15 protein-coding genes are annotated in these 17,593 nt (G+C 40.7%); 1 reads left to right on the forward strand and 14 read right to left on the reverse strand.

The window, feature by feature from the left end:
* Positions 1-35: 35 nt before the first annotated feature.
* From ACRD69_RS22015 to hemH, 4 genes are all read right to left on the reverse strand, one after another.
* Entirely contained in the window at positions 36-710 is a 675-nt protein-coding gene (locus tag ACRD69_RS22015) for a response regulator transcription factor (RefSeq protein ID WP_430817316.1), read from the reverse strand.
* Positions 711-773: 63 nt separating this feature from the next.
* A complete protein-coding gene (locus ACRD69_RS22020; RefSeq protein ID WP_430817318.1) occupies positions 774-1,217 on the reverse strand; it encodes a hypothetical protein in 444 nt (147 codons plus the stop codon).
* Entirely contained in the window at positions 1,214-2,584 is a 1,371-nt protein-coding gene (gene hemG / locus ACRD69_RS22025) for a protoporphyrinogen oxidase (protein ID WP_430817319.1), read from the reverse strand. Before hemG ends, ACRD69_RS22020 begins: the two co-directional genes overlap by 4 nt.
* The gene (hemH, locus tag ACRD69_RS22030; protein WP_430817320.1) at positions 2,577-3,494 is read right to left on the reverse strand and encodes a ferrochelatase; all 918 of its coding nucleotides are present in this window, start codon (positions 3,492-3,494) and stop codon (positions 2,577-2,579) included. The genes hemG and hemH overlap by 8 nt, the downstream gene beginning before the upstream one ends.
* Before the next feature lie 229 nt (positions 3,495-3,723).
* Here hemH and ACRD69_RS22035 point away from each other — a divergent pair, with 229 nt between their 5' ends.
* A complete protein-coding gene (locus ACRD69_RS22035; protein ID WP_430817321.1) occupies positions 3,724-4,488 on the forward strand; it encodes a hypothetical protein in 765 nt (254 codons plus the stop codon).
* Between the two features lie 124 nt (positions 4,489-4,612).
* On the opposite strand, the gene ACRD69_RS22040 is transcribed toward ACRD69_RS22035, so the two are convergent.
* From ACRD69_RS22040 to ACRD69_RS22085, 10 genes are all read right to left on the reverse strand, one after another.
* The gene (locus tag ACRD69_RS22040; protein ID WP_430817322.1) at positions 4,613-5,848 is read right to left on the reverse strand and encodes an OmpP1/FadL family transporter; all 1,236 of its coding nucleotides are present in this window, start codon (positions 5,846-5,848) and stop codon (positions 4,613-4,615) included.
* Between the two features lie 315 nt (positions 5,849-6,163).
* Positions 6,164-7,543 (reverse strand): oxygen-independent coproporphyrinogen III oxidase, encoded by a 1,380-nt coding sequence (gene hemN / locus ACRD69_RS22045; protein WP_430817323.1) that lies wholly within the window; start codon positions 7,541-7,543, stop codon positions 6,164-6,166.
* A 111-nt stretch (positions 7,544-7,654) separates the two neighbouring features.
* On the reverse strand, positions 7,655-8,689 hold the full coding sequence (hemE, locus tag ACRD69_RS22050; RefSeq protein ID WP_430817324.1) for a uroporphyrinogen decarboxylase: 1,035 nt from the start codon (positions 8,687-8,689) through the stop codon (positions 7,655-7,657).
* Between the two features lie 83 nt (positions 8,690-8,772).
* Entirely contained in the window at positions 8,773-10,065 is a 1,293-nt protein-coding gene (gene hemL, locus ACRD69_RS22055; protein ID WP_430817325.1) for a glutamate-1-semialdehyde 2,1-aminomutase, read from the reverse strand.
* A 92-nt stretch (positions 10,066-10,157) separates the two neighbouring features.
* Positions 10,158-11,138, reverse strand: a complete 981-nt coding sequence (gene hemB / locus ACRD69_RS22060) for a porphobilinogen synthase (RefSeq protein WP_430817326.1) — start codon at positions 11,136-11,138, stop codon at positions 10,158-10,160.
* Between the two features lie 15 nt (positions 11,139-11,153).
* Positions 11,154-11,906 (reverse strand): uroporphyrinogen-III synthase, encoded by a 753-nt coding sequence (locus ACRD69_RS22065; RefSeq protein WP_430817327.1) that lies wholly within the window; start codon positions 11,904-11,906, stop codon positions 11,154-11,156.
* 1 nt (position 11,907) lies between these two features.
* Entirely contained in the window at positions 11,908-12,846 is a 939-nt protein-coding gene (gene hemC / locus ACRD69_RS22070; RefSeq protein ID WP_430817328.1) for a hydroxymethylbilane synthase, read from the reverse strand.
* Between the two features lie 56 nt (positions 12,847-12,902).
* On the reverse strand, positions 12,903-14,171 hold the full coding sequence (gene hemA, locus ACRD69_RS22075; RefSeq protein WP_430817329.1) for a glutamyl-tRNA reductase: 1,269 nt from the start codon (positions 14,169-14,171) through the stop codon (positions 12,903-12,905).
* Between the two features lie 242 nt (positions 14,172-14,413).
* The gene (locus ACRD69_RS22080) at positions 14,414-14,941 is read right to left on the reverse strand and encodes a shikimate kinase (RefSeq protein ID WP_430817330.1); all 528 of its coding nucleotides are present in this window, start codon (positions 14,939-14,941) and stop codon (positions 14,414-14,416) included.
* A 6-nt stretch (positions 14,942-14,947) separates the two neighbouring features.
* Entirely contained in the window at positions 14,948-17,584 is a 2,637-nt protein-coding gene (locus ACRD69_RS22085) for a DNA gyrase/topoisomerase IV subunit A (protein ID WP_430817331.1), read from the reverse strand.
* Between the last annotated feature and the right edge of the window lie 9 nt (positions 17,585-17,593).

Consider the following 17,593-nt stretch of genomic DNA (forward strand, 5'->3'; position numbering starts at 1 on the left):
CCATTTATAATTCTATCTGTCGACCTAATAACCTATCATGCATCTGTAAACTTATAGCCCACTCCGTAAACGTTTTTAATGTAGTCTTCGCATCCGGCTTTGATCAGTTTCTTACGCAAATTCTTAATATGTGAATAGATCAGATCATCGGTAAAGCCATAGTCCATGAAGTCTTTTGACATATGCTCGCCAATGCCTGTTTTAGTTAATACGCGGTTTTTATTGGCAATAAAATAAACCAGTAAATCAAATTCTTTTTTTGTGAGGTCCAGTGGTGTGCCATTTACTTTCACCAAAAGTTCGCTGGGTGTTATCTCTAGCTCATTAAACTCAATGATCTCTTCACCTTTGAAATGAACTCGTCTTACAAGGGACTTTAGGCGGGCATTGAGCTCAGCCATTTGAAAAGGTTTGGTCAGGTAGTCATCAGCCCCAAGTTCCAGTCCTTCAATTTTGTTTTCAAGGCTATCGCGTGCCGAAAGTATTATAATGCCTGTTTGCATTCCTTCTCCCTTCACTTTTTTAACTACTTCCAAACCATTGCCATCGGGCAGGTTGAGGTCCAGAATAATGATGTCAAACAAGCTGTCCACAAGATCAAGTGCTGAAGCCAGATCGACAGCTATCTCACAAGTGTGTCCTTCAGAAACAATGAATTGCTGAACACTATTGGCCAGTTGAGGTTCGTCTTCTACAATTAGTATTTTCATTTCTTAAAGCTCGACGACTAAAGAGCACTGAACGGGGTCATGTCAATAGTCCGGATTCTGAAACTAAAAAGCATACCTGATTATATTCATCACCATGGATACCATGATCATTGTACAGGCGATACCAAAATAAAGAAAATTCTTTTTAAAGATAAGCTTAGGTGTGTGATTACTTTTGGCAAATACCCAGCCAATATGGCTTATGACCAGTGTAAATACCATCAGTATAAAATGTTCAACAGCCCAAAAGCGACCTTTTACCACCTGATTCTGGTATACATTTATCTCACCACTTGAGAACTCGATCATATACATGACGAATAAGATAGTTCCTAAAACAAATTGCAGATAAAGCAGCATTGTAGCGTAGAAAGGCAGTTGTACATCAAGTTTTTTTAGCTTGAACTTAAAGTATAAGCCTCCGATACCGCGCACAAGAATAACGCCTGTTAAAATACAAGCCACCACACTGGTGATAATATGCAGTATCAGTATCAGCTCTCTCATTCGCTTATTTCTTTGGCAATAAGGCTTGCCTGCTTAATGCGGTCGGCCATTCCAATTCCATCGCGCAGGTTGCCGGCTACGATCAAACCCTGGTATTGCTTTTGCACCTCTTCAATGGCTTTGTAGCGCTCACCGGTATTGGCTCCATACTGTGGGATGGCGTGCGAATAACGTTTGATCTTAACCATTGACGGATTAAAATCGGGTACTTTCATCAGATCTGTAAATTCCTTTTCCAATACCTGCATTAGATCTTCATCGTTTAAGTCGCAGAGCTTTTCATTACGAATACCTCCCATGAATATGGTGAGTAAAGCTCCTCCTTCAGGGGCACGGCCTTTGAACAACGATGACATAAACAAAACGCCCAACAGATCACGCTTTTCTTTGTGAGGTATCAGACCTCCAAAACCATCCAGAGCACGACCATTCCATTGGTCAAAACCCAGGGACACTTCAACCACTCTTGCATACTTAAGATTGGTGAGGTGATCCATTTGTTGCTGATTAATGAACGGCAGTGTATCCTTAAGGCCAACGGAGCCAAAGGTCGTCACGATCTTGTCGCTCGTTATGCTTTCGTTATTGCCATTAACAGAGTAGGATACTTTATAGCCTTGATCAAGAAGTTCAACAGTTACATTATCGGCTCCAAACAAGAAATGTTCAGCTCCTGCACTTTCCAGCAAAGCTGCAGTCAGGTTACTTAAGCCGCCTTCAATAGAAAACACTGAACGATCGGTTCGTTTTTCCAGGTCAGTTTTAGGTTCTTTAGCTTTTTTGCGTGCACCACCAATAAAACTGCCATAGTTCTGTTCCAGGTTGTAAAGTTTCGGCATGGCATAACGCGTGACCAATTGGGCAGGGTCACCTGCATATATGCCCAGAATGAAAGGGTCGATGGCATAATCTAAAAAGCTGTCTCCCATACGGCGCTTCACAAGTTCCGCCAATGTCTCATCAGGGTTATTGCCTTTCTTTCTAAAGGGTTCGCCCAGTATTCTGAATTTATCCTTAAGCGTAAAAAGGGGAGTTGAAATGGCCGATTTGGGACTATGTGGAAGTGCATGCCATTCCCCATTTTTTAAAACGTAACGAATCTTCACCAGGTCATTGCCTTTTTCAATTTTAATGGCATCGCCAAGTTCATCAAAAAGCGCTACCACTTCTGGGTGCGATATTATGCCTGAGTTGGGTCCTGATTCATAAACAAAACCTTTCTCGCTTTGGGTGTGTACAACACCTCCTGGACGGTCATTCTTTTCAATTACCTTAAATCCGATACCCTCTTTATTGAGGTGGTGAGCCAGTGTTAATCCTGTTACACCGGCCCCAAGTATAATAACAGGATAGTGATTCCTACTCATGAACAATGCGTTTGAGAGTTTCAATAAATAATGGATGTGCCACCGGTATCTCTACTCTTGAGATATGTTCCACACGTTTATCCTTCTTATAAATATCAACCAGTTTTATGTTTAGGTCATAAACCGTTTCAAGGCATTCGGTGGTAAAGCTAACAGGTATAAGCACCACGTTCTTTTGCCCTGCAGCTACCAGTTCCTCTAAATAGTCGTCGGTGTCAGGACCAACCCACTTAACAGGACCCACCCTAGACTGAAAAGCCACTTCATAAGGACGGTTCAATATATCGGCCAGTCGTTTGGCCATATGGCGTACCGTGTCGGGATATTTATCGCCACGCTTAACACCATACATAGGGATGGCATGTGCCGTAAACAGAAGCAGGGGATTTTCAATACCTTGCTTACTGATGTGCTCTTCAATAAGTGTTTTCCAATATTCTAAAAAGGTTGGATGAACACTGTAATCGCATATTTCGCGTATTTTAATTCCGTTCAAATGCTTCATTGCTTTTTTAACATCGGAAAAAACCGATGTGGTGGTAGTATCACTCGCCTGAGGATACATTGTCAGTACATCTATCTCTGAGATGCCATCGTCTGACATTTTCTTCAAAACATCTGCAATGAAGGGAGGTGTGTATGAATATGCTGTATATACCGGCAGTTCAGTGCTTTCTGCCAACGCTTTACCCGCCGATTCGGTGTGTCTGATAATAGGCGTTCCACCAATTAGCTGATATTTTTTCCACGACTCAGGATGGCGCTTTTTAGCAATCATATTGGCTACAAATTGCCTTAAGCCAAAAGGCAATGGCAGTATATATTTATCACTAAACATATTTTTAAGGAACAGGCGCATTTGGCTCAAGGACTGAGGCCCACCCATATTCACTAATAAAATCCCCTTCATATAAACTGTGCGAATTAGTTATTCTTTTCTGTCAAAAGATTAAACACAAGATAGGCAGAATGGTTGAGAAATTAGGTCGAAGAGTGGTTTTTTTCCACTTGCAAGCCCCTTTAAAATGGCGAAGCTTTAATTTCTTATCAGCCTTTAAGCATCAGATGATTGTAACAAAATAACCGTGTTGTGAACAAGTTATTTGTCATACTATTGAATTCAACTTTAACCTATACTTATGAATCTTAATTTTTTAAAGCCAACTATTCTGTTGGTTATCATTCTTATATCCGGGCTCTCTAATGCTCAGGTAAGTGATATAAAACGCAAGGTCAGGAGTGATACCAAAAGCTCATCTTATTCCACACAAAGCCGGACATCTTATAACAGGAGTTCTGATGATGATTACCTAATGACCGAAATTGCCAACGGTATTGCCAGTTGTGTGGCCTGGGCCAGTATAGAAGCTCAGAGAAATGTACTGCAAAATGAAAATAGATATCCTAATACAGTATCTCTTGAAGCTATTTTAGATTATGGCACTAACCTGAGCGAATTAACTTTAAATCCTACTCTAAGAGGAAATTGGGGAATCTATGCGAGTGAATTGCGCTATCATGTTTTGCATGACTATACCGGCAGTTTAGAATCGCTTGACTGGCAAGTGTTAATACTAAGGGTGCCCATCAGGAATTTTAAAGCGAATTATGGTATTGGTTTTACTTCGCTTTTTTCACCCCAAACAACTTATGCCGAGAGTTCAACTGGCTTTGACCTGTGTCTTTTAGAACGGAAGCTTAAGCTCACAGCTAATTATCGATGGACCTTTAGGAGAAACAGTGAGCGTTACCGCCAGGAATTTAAGTTTACGGCTGATTATCTGATGATGCAAAAGGGTAATTTTCATTTATCGCCGATTATTGGCGTGACTTATCAAAACTATTTTAATGAGGATGAGTTCTGGTTCTTTAATTGTGGTGTGCGGCTCAGATTTGGACGCTAAATATGCTTAACGCTATTGATGATGTGGAATAAAAATGCCAGGTATCCATACATGCAAATGATACCTGGCAAGAATCAGCATAAGCTGATCAACGTATATAATGACTCGAACTATTCTTTATAGCCTAGAATGTAAAACTCAGTTCTAACTCAAATAATTCCAGATCAAGCTCAATTTGTTGAGCCGGGTCCATTGGACTGGCAGCTTTCATGGAATTTGACGGGGCATAGGTAAGCGCCATATTAATGGCATTACCGTTATTGCCCACTCCTTTAGTTGCGCCAATTGTGAAGTGTTGATTATGTACCATGGGGGCCATAATATTAAAGAACACTTCCGATTCACGCACCGGCTCTTCACCAAAGGCATATCCGGCTCTTAAAGCCAGGCCTTCGTTAACCTGGTATTCAGTACCAAACTTGAACACGGTCATGTCTTCCCAGCCAAAACCCGGTCCATTATCTGCGCCTAATGCTCCTTGTGAAAGAAATTTATTACTCAGTGATTTAACCTCGCTGTAATTGATCTGCTGAACATCAAAGAGGGCTCTCCACTTGTCGCTAATCTCATAGTTTATTCCAATGGTCCAGGTCGATGGTGCATCCATGCTTCCCTGCTCAGCCAGCAGTCCTTCGTATTTGTCAAGTTTGCTTGAATACGCACGTGTCTGGTAAGTCGCACCCAGGTAAAACCCGTCAAATAACTCGCCCAGGTAACCAATTTTGGCGCCAATGCCAAAGCTCAGATCAGCTCCATTTCCCGATACATTCTCAGGAGAAGAGGAAAGAGCTGCAAAAGTGTTCATGCCGTTGATTTCGAACATCTGACTTAATATCATGGCCGAAAAACCAATCGAATGCTTCTCATTGATCTTGTATGAATACGACGGGTCTATATAGATCTGGTAGTAAGTGATATCTGTTGTTTCACTGCTTGGGTCCCAGTATGTTTGAGTCGGGTATTCGCACGAGAGTCCGTTTCCATAAACTGATACACCGAATGCACTTTTCTCGTTCAGTTGCCAGTTGGCACCAAGGTTTGGAATAAATAGTAATTTTATATCACTCTCCACTTTACCCGGAGCAAGTGGCAAGGTGCCGTCAATACCACTTGGGTTACCAATAACATTGTAACTCGTTGTTGGAAATAGCAGGGTTCCTGACACATTAAATTGTTTACCAAGGTGTACACGGCCTGCAGGGTTGTTTCCAATAAGTGATGTTTTATAGTAGGCAACACCAGTGCCTCCCATTCCTTTACTGAGGGTTCCAAAGCCAATAAAGTAATAACCATTAGTGGCAGCAACTGATAATGTAAGCGCGCTTATAAAGACTAAGGTCAGTAATCTTAATTTATTCATAGTATTTGCTTCTGTTTATTATGTTATTATATAAGAAATAACATAATAGAATGATATATTAATTAAAGTTTCAGAAGACCTCTACGGATAATTGCTTAAATGGTTTGTAATAATATGGCTTTATTTATTAATTTTTGCATAGTGGCTGAATGTTAGAGAACTAAAGTATTTCTGTTCAGCTCGATGTAACATGGCGAATAATGGTTTATGATATGTAAATAAAAAGGTTTAGGCTAGAGGATTAGAATTATAGTAAGTGCATAAAAAAAGCTCTCGCAAAAATGGAGAGCTTTCAATATCTAATTGTCTTGTTCTTTATACGGTTTTTGAATATTGTCCCTTACCTTTTTTCAAAGCCGGGTCAAAAGCCATTGCAATATTCCGTATAACGTAACGTCCCTGTCCAACAACAGTAAACGCATCGTTTTTAATTGTTAATAAGCCATCACTTATAAATGACTGCACTTTTTCTTCGGCAAACTCAACAGCCGTATATACATCGTCAATACTTACAGAGAAGTCTCTGGCAATTTGTTTGAAGTCTGCGTAGTAATTACACATTAATTCATTAATTACCTGGCGTACAATTTGCTCCTTTTGATTTAGTCGATACCCACGGACAACTGCTCTTCCATCGGCTTCAACACGCTCCATGTATTTTTTGATTGTCTTTTCGTTCTGGCTATAGGCGTTGAATAACTGACTGATGCTTGATGTTCCAAAGCCATATACCTGTCCGGTTGTTTCACGGGTGCAATATCCCTGGAAATTACGATGTAATTTCTTTTCTTCGAGGGCAATGGCAAACTCATCATCAGGCCTTGCAAAATGATCCATTCCAATGGCCACATAACCGGCTTCTATGGCCATGTTGTAGGCATCTTCAAGCATCGATATCTTTTCATCAGGTGTTGGCAAACCATATTGCTCAAGCATTCGCTGTCGGCTTATTACCTGCGGGATGTGGGCATATGAGAATGTAACCAAACGATCAGGATTGGCTTCCAATGCTTCCGCTACAGTTTCCTTAAAACTATCGCGTGTCTGAAAAGGCAAGCCATAAACCAGGTCAAGGTTAATTCCTGAAAACCCGATTTTCTTAAGATAAGCTATCATGTCTTTAACCGGTACTTTGGCCGGACGTCGATTAATGGCTGTCAATACTTCCTTTTTGAAGTCCTGAATACCCAGGCTGATGCGGTTAAAGCCCATGTCGCGTAATTGATCTACCATGTTGTAGTCGAGGTAAGCGGGACTGCATTCCATGGCCATTTCATATTCGTCGGCAAAATTAAAGTTGGCTTTGATTGTATCGGTTACCTTTCTGATCAAATCAGCTGAAATAGCATTAGGAGTTCCACCGCCCCAGTGAACCTGTGTCAGCTTACGGTCTTTTGATACATCCTTCGATACCAGTTCAATTTCTTTGATCAGCACATCAATGTACTTCTCAATAGTACTTTGTCCCATGCCTGTATATGTGGTGCATCCGCAAAAAGTACATAACTGCGGGCAAAAAGGGATGTGCACATAAACGGATACACTCTCCGGTTTTTCATCATTTGATAGAATCACACTCTCTTTGTAATTCTCATTGCCATACTCCTCATGAAAAAATGTTGCAGGCGGATAGCTCGTGTATCGAGGTCCGGCTATATTATATTTTTCCAGCAGATTTCTATCAAATTCTAACATTGTTATAAAGATTAATTGTTAGTGGTAAATGATCAGTGATTGTAATAGGTAAACAACAGTTACTGCATTTTGCTCATTATGCAGTAACTATTTATTACTAATCATTCGAATTTATTTTCTTCCCCAATCAACTGATTGTACCCAGTCAATAACAAACTTCACATTTTCAACAGGAAGATCAGGTAAAATGCCATGACCAAGGTTGAAGATCCATTTCTGATTATCTCGTCCGAAGGGCAGATATTTCTCATTCAGTACTTTTTCAATCTCTGGCTGAGAAGCATAAAGCAGGCGTGGATCAAGATTACCCTGTAAGCCTACTTCAGGATCAACGATCTCACGCGCATGATCAAGGTTCATGCGCCAGTCAATACCAACAAAGTCTGCAACATCTTTATTGATTTCCTTAATGCCATTGCCCAGATCTTTAGGGAAGTATATGGTAGGTACTCCTTTGTCACGGACAGCGTTCAATATCTTCTTTGAGGCTGGTAGAAACAGCTCCAGGTATAGATCTTCAGGTAATAAACCTCCGTATGTCTCGAATAACTGGAATGCTTCAACGCCATGCTCAACTTGTGTTAAGGCATATTCAACAGATACCTCCGCCAGAGCATCAATTATCTTCTGACTCGTTTTTCTGTCTTTGTAAAGAAACTCAGTAGCATTCTTAAAGGTGATGTCCCTTACATTGTCGCGGAACATAAAACAGAAAGTTGTCAGTAAACCACCGCAAAAACCAATTAAAGGTTTTCCTTCCGGTCGGGTCTCTATAATCTTGTCAATGGCAGCATAAACATGTGTCAGCTTACTCATGTCTTTGCTTAACTGCTTTACCGGATCATCAAAGGTATGCAGTGGAGCACCAAATTCAGGACCTGCCTCAGTAAACTTAAGTTTCATGCCGAGTGCCTCAGGAACAACAAGGATGTCTGAGAACAGAATTGCAGCGTCTACACCAAGATCATAAATGGGCATTAGCGTTACCTCTGCAGCCAGTTTAGGATCTTCCATCAACTCAGAGAAAGTGTAGTTTTCTTTAAGTGCTCGGTAGTTTGGCAAAACGCGTCCTGCCTGTCGCATAAACCATACAGGTGGACGTTCAGTTTTTTTGCCGTGTATTGTATCCAGAAAAATATTATTCATAGTTATTCGTGCTCAGTGCTTGGTGCTTAGTGTATAGTACCTGCATTCATCAGGCACCGGTCACTGAGCACCGGACACAATTATTATTTTATTGCCTCTAATGCTTTACGGTTTCCTTTGATCAGCTTTTCTAAATCCTCTTCCGTATGTGCTATGGATATAAACAAACACTCAAATTGCGATGGAGCGATGTATAAACCATTCTCAACCATGCTTTTGAAATATTCTGCATACTGTGAAGTATCAGAAGTCATAGCTTCATCAAATGAACTTACCTGGTTAGCATCAGTAAAAAATGCTGTCATCATTGATCCGACGCGGTTTAATACCACGTTCATACCCAATTCTTTAGCGTTTAGACGTAAGCCAGCTTCTACAAAGGCAGCCTTTTTCTCAAGATCTTCATAGGCATTAGGTGTTTCATCCAGTTTTTTTAAGGCAGTTAAACCAGCTGCCATTGCTAAAGGATTACCCGATAAAGTACCTGCCTGGTATACCGGACCAATAGGGGCCAGCATGTCCATGATCTCTTTACGACCTCCATATGCACCTACCGGTAATCCGCCACCAATTATTTTACCCATGGTTGTCAGGTCAGGCATAACATTAAAGTATTCCTGGGCTCCACCTTTAGCCAAACGGAAACCTGTAATAACTTCATCAAAAATTAGCAGTGCACCATTCTTTTGAGTCAATTCTCTCAGGCCTTGTAAAAATCCTTCAGCCGGAGGTACAACACCCATATTACCTGCTACAGGTTCAACAATAACAGCTGCAATTTGCTCAGGATGTTCTTCAAAAAGTTTGCACACTGATTCGATGTTGTTGTAATCAGCAGTTAGCGTATCTTTTGCAGTACTTTTGGTCACACCTGGACTATCAGGTAAGCCTAGTGTTATGGCACCTGAACCGGCTTTTATTAAAAAGCTGTCACCATGTCCGTGGTAACAACCGGCAAATTTGATGATCAATTCACGTTTAGTATAACCACGGGCAAGTCGGATCGCACTCATGGTAGCTTCTGTTCCTGAGTTAACCATGCGAACTTTCTCAACGGAAGGCACCATTTTAACAATTTGCTCTGCCATTTCAGTTTCAATCTCGGTAGGAGCGCCATAACTTGTACCGTTGGCCGCAGCATTGCTTACTGCTGCCAGAACGTCATCATGTGCATGACCGAGAATAAGCGGTCCCCATGAAGCAACAAAGTCGGTATATTCATTATCGTCAATATCCCAGATGCTTGTTCCTTTGGCTTTCTTTACGAAAATTGGATCGATTCCAACACTTTTAAAGGCACGTACCGGTGAGTTAACACCACCTGGAATTACTTGTTGTGCTTTTGTGAAGGCGTTTTTACTATTATTATTGTTCATTGTTTTTCAGATAAAAGATTGCAGACACAAGACCTTAGATTGATCATCTTATGTCCATCAATCGCTTTTTGTATATGACAAATTGCTGTTGATTATTTCTGCGCGTTTAAGATATCGGCAGCATCAAGTGCATGATACGTTATAATGATATCGGCACCAGCACGTTTAATGGAAAGCAGAACTTCCATCATTACCCGCTGTTCATCGATCCAATCCTTGGCTCCTGCGGCTTTAACCATACTGAACTCACCACTCACATTATACGCTGCAGTTGGCATTTCAAATTCAGTCTTGGTTCGATAAATAATATCCAGGTAGCTTAATGCCGGCTTAACCATAACCATATCGGCACCTTCTTCAATGTCAGCAGCGATCTCACGCATGGCTTCGTCGCTGTTGGCAGGATTCATCTGGTAAGTGCTTCTGTCACCAAACTGGGGAGCACTTTCAGCTGCCTCGCGGAATGGACCGTAGAATCCGGATGCATATTTAGCGGCATATGACATGATTGGAATCTTCTCGAAATTAGCCAGATCCAATGCTTTACGAATGCGAAGAACACGGCCATCCATCATATCACTTGGGGCAATTACATCAGCACCTGCCTCAGCTAAGGATACCGATTGATCGGCCAAAGTTTTTAAGGTGCTGTCGTTATCCACATCACCGTCTATGATTGTTCCACAATGTCCGTGTGTAGTGTATTCGCAGTTACACACATCAGCAATAATTAAGATATCATCTATTTCAGCCTTGATAGCGCGAATGGCCTTTTGAACGATACCATTGCTCTGGCAGGCTACATGTCCATGCTCATCCTTATGCTCTGGAATACCAAAAAGCAAAACACTTTTAACGCCTTTGGCAACAGCTTTTTTACATTCTTCGACCAATACATCAACTGACATTTGGTAGTTGCCTGGCATTGAACTTATGGGGTTCTTAACATTCTCACCAGGACATACAAATAAAGGGTAAACCAAATCTTCAACACGTAAGTGTGTTTCGGTTACCATGTTACGTAATATCTTGTTGTATCTTAATCTTCTGAGGCGGGTATCAGGAAATGCCATATTCTATTTTTTAAGTTAACGATATTGAGGTTTTAATTGTAATTTAATTTCTTGCCATAATCCTTCGTAAGTAGACAGCCTCGCAATAACTGCCGGTATTATATCTCTTTTCTTCATGGATTTAGTAGTGGCTGGGCCGATGGATGCAAAGCCAACTTCACCATGAAGATATTGGCCATACAAATTCATAAATCCTGTAAAGCAAGAGGGGCTTGTGCAAACAACCAACATGGGTTTTTGCGATTTAAGCAATGTTATAGTTTTGTCGTTTTGTTTTTCTGCAATGATGGTGCGATAGACATTGAAGCGTTTGAAATCACAAACGTCTTTCAGTCCATCGGCCAATGTGTTTTCAGCCAGTTCTCCCAGCATGCCAACCCATTTTTCACCAGGACGAATATGTGCCTGCTGAAGTTCTTTAACGAGATCAGAAGCTGTGCGACCTCCGGAAACCCACCACGGTTTCATGCCATGCTTCTCAAGTACCTGGGCTGTTTTTTTGCCAATGCAAATAAAGCTCTTATCCAGAACGTCAGCTGGTTTTACTTGCTGAAAGAAGTATTCAACTCCTCGTTTACTCGTGAATATTATCCGTCGGCTTTGGAAAAGGTACTGTTTGCATTCATCTTCGAGCTTTACCTGCTCAGTATCAATCATTGGGTCACATACAACTTCGACTCCTTCACTCATCAACCCTTTGTACAGTAAATCATCGTTACCCATCGGGTGGGTTAGTACAACTGCTGTTTGTCGTGAGTAAGGGTCCATGCTACTGATTATTTAAGGTCCGAACTTTTTCCAGAATTTCAACTCCGCCCGATTGGGCAATTTGTTGAGCCAATTTACGACCAATTTCCTCTGACTCGCAAGCTTTTCCACTCAATTCTGCTCGTAATTCTTTAGTGCCGTCGGGCATTGCCACCAGCCCAAGTAAGTGAAGTTCCTCACCTTCAACCCGTGCATAAGCACCAATAGGAATCTGGCAACCTCCCTCCAGCTCATTGAGGAAGCTGCGTTCTGCAGTAATCTGCTGGTAACTTGTTTCGCAATGAAGTTGCTTAACAATGGAATCAATAGCCTTATCGTTTTCTCTGATCTCAATAGCGATTGCTCCCTGTCCGCAGGCTGAAACAAAATAATCAGCCTCAAAAAGATGAGTTATTGCATCATTATAGCCAAGGCGAATAAGACCTGCGCCAGCCATTACCATGGCATCGCAATGTCCGTCATTCATTTTTTTAAGGCGTGTATCTACATTACCACGTATATCAACGACTTTGACTTTGGGGTTTATGCGGTGAACCTGGGCAATACGTCGCAGGCTTGATGTTGCCACGGTGTGTGACTCATCCATGTCTTCCAGCGAAATTCCATCTTTGCTAACCCAGGCGTCTTTGTATTCAGCTCTCTTAAGAATTGCACCAAGCTGCGCACCTTCAGGAAAAACAGTAGGTAAGTCCTTCAGGCTATGAACACACATATCTACTTCGTCATTAAACAGAGCATGCTCCAGCTCTTTGGTAAATAATCCTTTATCACCAATTTTCGACAAGGCAACATCCAGTATCTTATCTCCTTTAGTTGATATGATAACAATTTCAAATGTTTTGTCGGGAAATGCTTCTTCCAGTTTAGACTTAACCAGATTAGCCTGATATAGGGCGAGTTTGCTTCCTCGTGTTCCTATTCTTATGGTGGATTTATTCATATGTTTATTTGGTGCTGAGAAATAAAAATACAGATGAAAAACATCTGTATTAATGACTATGAGTTAAAGTTAAAAAATTCTTCGAGTATTTTAACCTTTTCTGAATCACGACCATCATTCGTCACATTTTTCATTTGCTTAATTAACATGCGCGTTAATTTAGCGCTTAGGTGATCGCCGTAATCATTTATCTTTTTCGATGCATCTGCATCATCTTTTACTTTCTTGTAATTCTTAGCTTCGAGTGCATGAACTCCTTTAAACGTTGTGGTTATTGCTCCAATTGCAGAACTCATGCGACGAACACTTAACCAGTCGTCAAATTCAGCCAGAACCTCTTCAATAATAGCCTCTGCTTCCTGAAGTTTACCTTTTCGCTTTTCAAAATTGGCTTTAACCACTTCTTCAAGGTGGTCTAAATCATAGATGCTGACTCCCTTTACCTTAGAAACCTCAGGTTCTACATTACGAGGACTGCAGAGATCAAGAATCATTAAAGGCTTGTAATCTCTTTTTTGCATGATATCCTCAACCATTTCTTTGGTAAGCAATACACGTGAAGAACCAGTCGTATAGGTAACCATATCAACAGTCAATAGTTGCTCTATGTATGATTCAAATGGAAAGGCCACGCCGTGTACCCGGTCAGCCAGTTGTTCTGCTTTTCCTAAAGTACGGTTGGTTATCCAGTTATTGATACAGCCTTTCTTAGAAATATTCAGTGCTACGATGGTACCAGTTTCGCCTGCGCCGACCGTTAATGCTTTTATATTCGGGAACTCGCCTAATTTGTTGCTTGCTAATTCAACAGCTGCCGAACTAACAGAAACTGCTCCTTTGTTAAGGGAAGTTTTAGTTCTGACTAATTTACCTGCTTCAAAAGCTTTGTGTACCATACGGGTTAACTCCGGACCAACCAATGCTGTATTGTCAACCCATGAGAAAGCTTCTTTCAATTGTGAAACAATTTGATATTCACCTAAAATAAGGGAATCTAATCCGGTTGCTACCCGAAATAGATGACGGGCGCAGTCTAAGCCTTTATGCGTGTATAAGTATTTTTTTACGCTGTTGTCTTTCTTAAAATAGGAAATGTAGGCGTTGGTTACATCATCAATGTATTGGTTGGGATCCTCTATTGTGGCAGAATTGGCTTCAAAATATAGTTCAGTACGATTACAGGTACTAAGGGCCATAATACCTTCAACATCGCATTTTTGATTCAGGTATTCGTACAGCCCGTTAATTTCTTCTTTAGTAATAACGAGTTGTTCGCGTATCTCCAGTAAAGCAGTTTGATGACTAATTCCAATTAAACCAACCATATTTCAATTCAGAATTACTTGTTCATTTGTTAGCTAAAGCCACTCTTGCAGCCTACGAATCAAAAATAGAATTCAAATCTGTAGCAAATCTGTAGAATTGATAATTTTGGTAACGGCTTACCTGTTTAGACTGATTTTAGATAACAAATGTTAAAAGACGACAATAAATGTAAATGTCAAAAACAATGCTATCACCTTTTCCTGCTTACGAAATAAGTCAAACAGAGCTTTCTTAATTACTCTTACTTCATTAATTGGCCGGATGCCTGAATGATACGTACAAATCCATCTACACCAAGTATATCACCATCGGCAATTACCTGTGCCTGATCATAGAACGGTTCTCTTTCAGAGAGTTTTTCGCCTATGTAATTCAATAATTCATTCCCGCTTTTGCCTGCTATAAGTGGCCTCACTTGTTTTGGGCTACTCAATCGAGCGGCCAATGTTTCAACAGATAATTTTATATATATGGTTAAACCATGCTGATTCATTACCTGGATGTTATCAAAATAACATGGGGCGCCACCTCCGGTTGCAATTATTGTTTTTTCCCTGGTGGCTACCTCCGTAATTATTTTGCGTTCAGCTTCTCTAAAGGCCTTCTCTCCATTTTCAGCAAAGTATTGCTTAATAGTGGTTTGATAGCGCATTTCAAAATAATCGTCAAGGTCTATAAAATCCCATCCAAGCTCTGTTTTGAGACGCCTGCCAAGCGTGGATTTACCGCTGCCCATAAAACCGATCAGAAAAATGCGCTTTATTTCCATTACCTGCTACTCAAAAAGTGACATTTGGTTCTTATCATCTTCCTCATGATGCTCGCCCGATTCGCGATCTATGCCATCCGGTTTTGGTTCATCAATAATGGTTGGTTCAAGTTCATGAATCTTTGAAACCTGATAAGTCGTTAAGCGCTTTCCTTTGGCCTTAATGCTTTTTACTCCGATGAATTCGGCAACCTCAACGATCAGTTTTTCGCGAAGTTTATCTTCACCTCCAAACTTCACTTCCAGGCGAGGATAATCAACATGCATAACTTTGACCATGTGTGACTTAGGGTTATCGCCAATAAACGATTGCTTTTTGCTCGTATTCTCGAACTGGAATCGTTTTATATAGTAAAAGTCCTGGTCTGCATCAAAATAAACGGCTGACCAGACGATGTCATTTCTGAATTTCTCTATCAAAAAGATATTGTCTTCGTAATGGTTGCTTAAATCATAGGTTGTAAGGTAGTACTGACCATCTTTAGTAATGACTAATACCTGATCACCTCCATGGAATTCACCTAAGTATTGTCCGCGACCATCGGCGTTTAAGCGCAATGTTTCATGCTCAAACCATATTTTACGTCCGCCAAGTGTCGACTCACCTTTTTTCTTTAATGAAATGGTTTTAACCTCATATTTCGTAAGAATATTACCCATGGCTGCCCGGCCTTTAATTGCCAGATCACCCAGGTTAACATCAAAAACAAGGTTGCGAATACGTGCTTTTGGACGTAATACAACTTTTAATATTTCAGATTCACCATTGGGGTTTGCACTGAAATACATCAGTTTCGATCCAGGGGTTTCTTTAGTTATATGGTATTCTTTATCGCGTGTTACACCGGTTACAGCAAAGCGTTTCATGTATACATTACCTGCTTTACCATCGCGGTAAACAGCGTTGTAAATTGTGCGCTTGTCATTCTTTTTGAATACAGCAATATGAATGATATTCTTACCCACAAAGGCTTTGTCAGTAATCTTGGTAATAATGTATTTGCCATCTTTATAAAAGATGATAATATCATCAATATCAGAACAATCACAAACGTATTCATCTTTGCGAAGTGACGTTCCTATAAAGCCATCTTCACGGTTGATGTATAGTTTTTCGTTTTTGACAACTACTTTGGAGGCTTCAATATTGGCAAAGCTTCTTATCTCTGTTTTACGAGGGAAGTTTTTACCAAACTGCTTTTTAATTCGTTTATAATAATCAATAGCATAGGTAATCAGATTTGCCAGATGATAAGCGATCTGCTCCATTTCTTCTTCAAGAGAGGCAATATATTCATCTGCTTTTTTCGCATCAAACTTAGAGATGCGAATCATTCTGATCTGAGTTAGCTTTACTATATCATCGCGCGTTACTTCACGCCTTAAAAGGTTCTTAAATGGCTCTAAACCGTGATCGATAGTTTGTACAACAGCTTCCATCGTCTCACAGTCTTCCATGCGCTGATAAATCTTATTCTCGATAAAGATGCGCTCTAATGAAGACATGTGCCAGGCCTCTTCCAGCTCACCTTTACGTATTTCCAGCTCGCGCTTTAGAAGCTTAACAGTGTTATCTGTGTTTTCTTTCAGAATTTCGCTGACACCGATAAAGTAAGGTTTGTTATCCTGAATGACACAGGCATTAGGAGAGATAGATACTTCGCAATCGGTAAAAGCATACAGAGCATCAATCATTTTATCAGGTGATGAACCGGCCGGCAGGTAGATTAGTATCTCTACATTCTCAGCCGTATTGTCATCAATCTTCTTAATCTTGATTTTACCCTTGTCGTTGGCCTTTAGAATAGATTCAATTAATGAAGTTGTATTCTTGCCGTAAGGGATATCTGATATCATTAAGGTTTTACTGTCTACCTTGCTTATTTTAGCCCTAACTTTGACTGCACCGCCTCTCAATCCATCGTTATACCTTGATACATCGATCATACCACCTGTTGGAAAATCAGGATATATTTCAAATGGCTTTTCCTGAAGGTATAAGATAGAAGCGTCAATCAACTCATTGAAGTTATGAGGTAATAGCTTTGACGCCAGACCTACAGCAATCCCTTCAACACCCTGCGCCAGCAATAATGGAAATTTGACCGGTAAAGTAACAGGTTCATTATTACGCCCGTCATAACTCAGTTTCCATTCAGTTGTTTTTGGATTAAAAACAACCTCCTGAGCAAACTTAGTCAGACGTGCCTCAATGTAACGGGGAGCGGCAGCACTATCACCAGTATAAACGTTACCCCAGTTACCCTGACAATCTATTAATAAATCCTTTTGTCCCAGTTGTACCAAAGCATCCCCGATTGAAGCGTCGCCATGGGGGTGGAACTGCATGGTGTTACCAATGATGTTGGCTACTTTATTATAGCGACCATCATCCATGCGACGCATTGAATGAAGAATGCGTCGTTGCACAGGCTTTAGACCATCATTAATGTGAGGGACGGCACGTTCCAGAATTACATATGACGCATAATCAAGAAACCATTCACGGTACATACCCGGTAAATGACTAATGGCGGTAGAGTCAGCATCCCAAAGGTGCTGTTCTTCCTTATGTTGGTTTTCTGATGATTCCGAAGGTGTTTCCTCCGGTATATTTGGGGTGTTAGTATCGTCGAAACTCATTCTTCCTTA

Origin of the sequence: Carboxylicivirga agarovorans, from assembly GCF_050589845.1 — a bacterium.
In the GTDB taxonomy this organism is placed as follows: domain Bacteria; phylum Bacteroidota; class Bacteroidia; order Bacteroidales; family Marinilabiliaceae; genus Carboxylicivirga; species Carboxylicivirga agarovorans.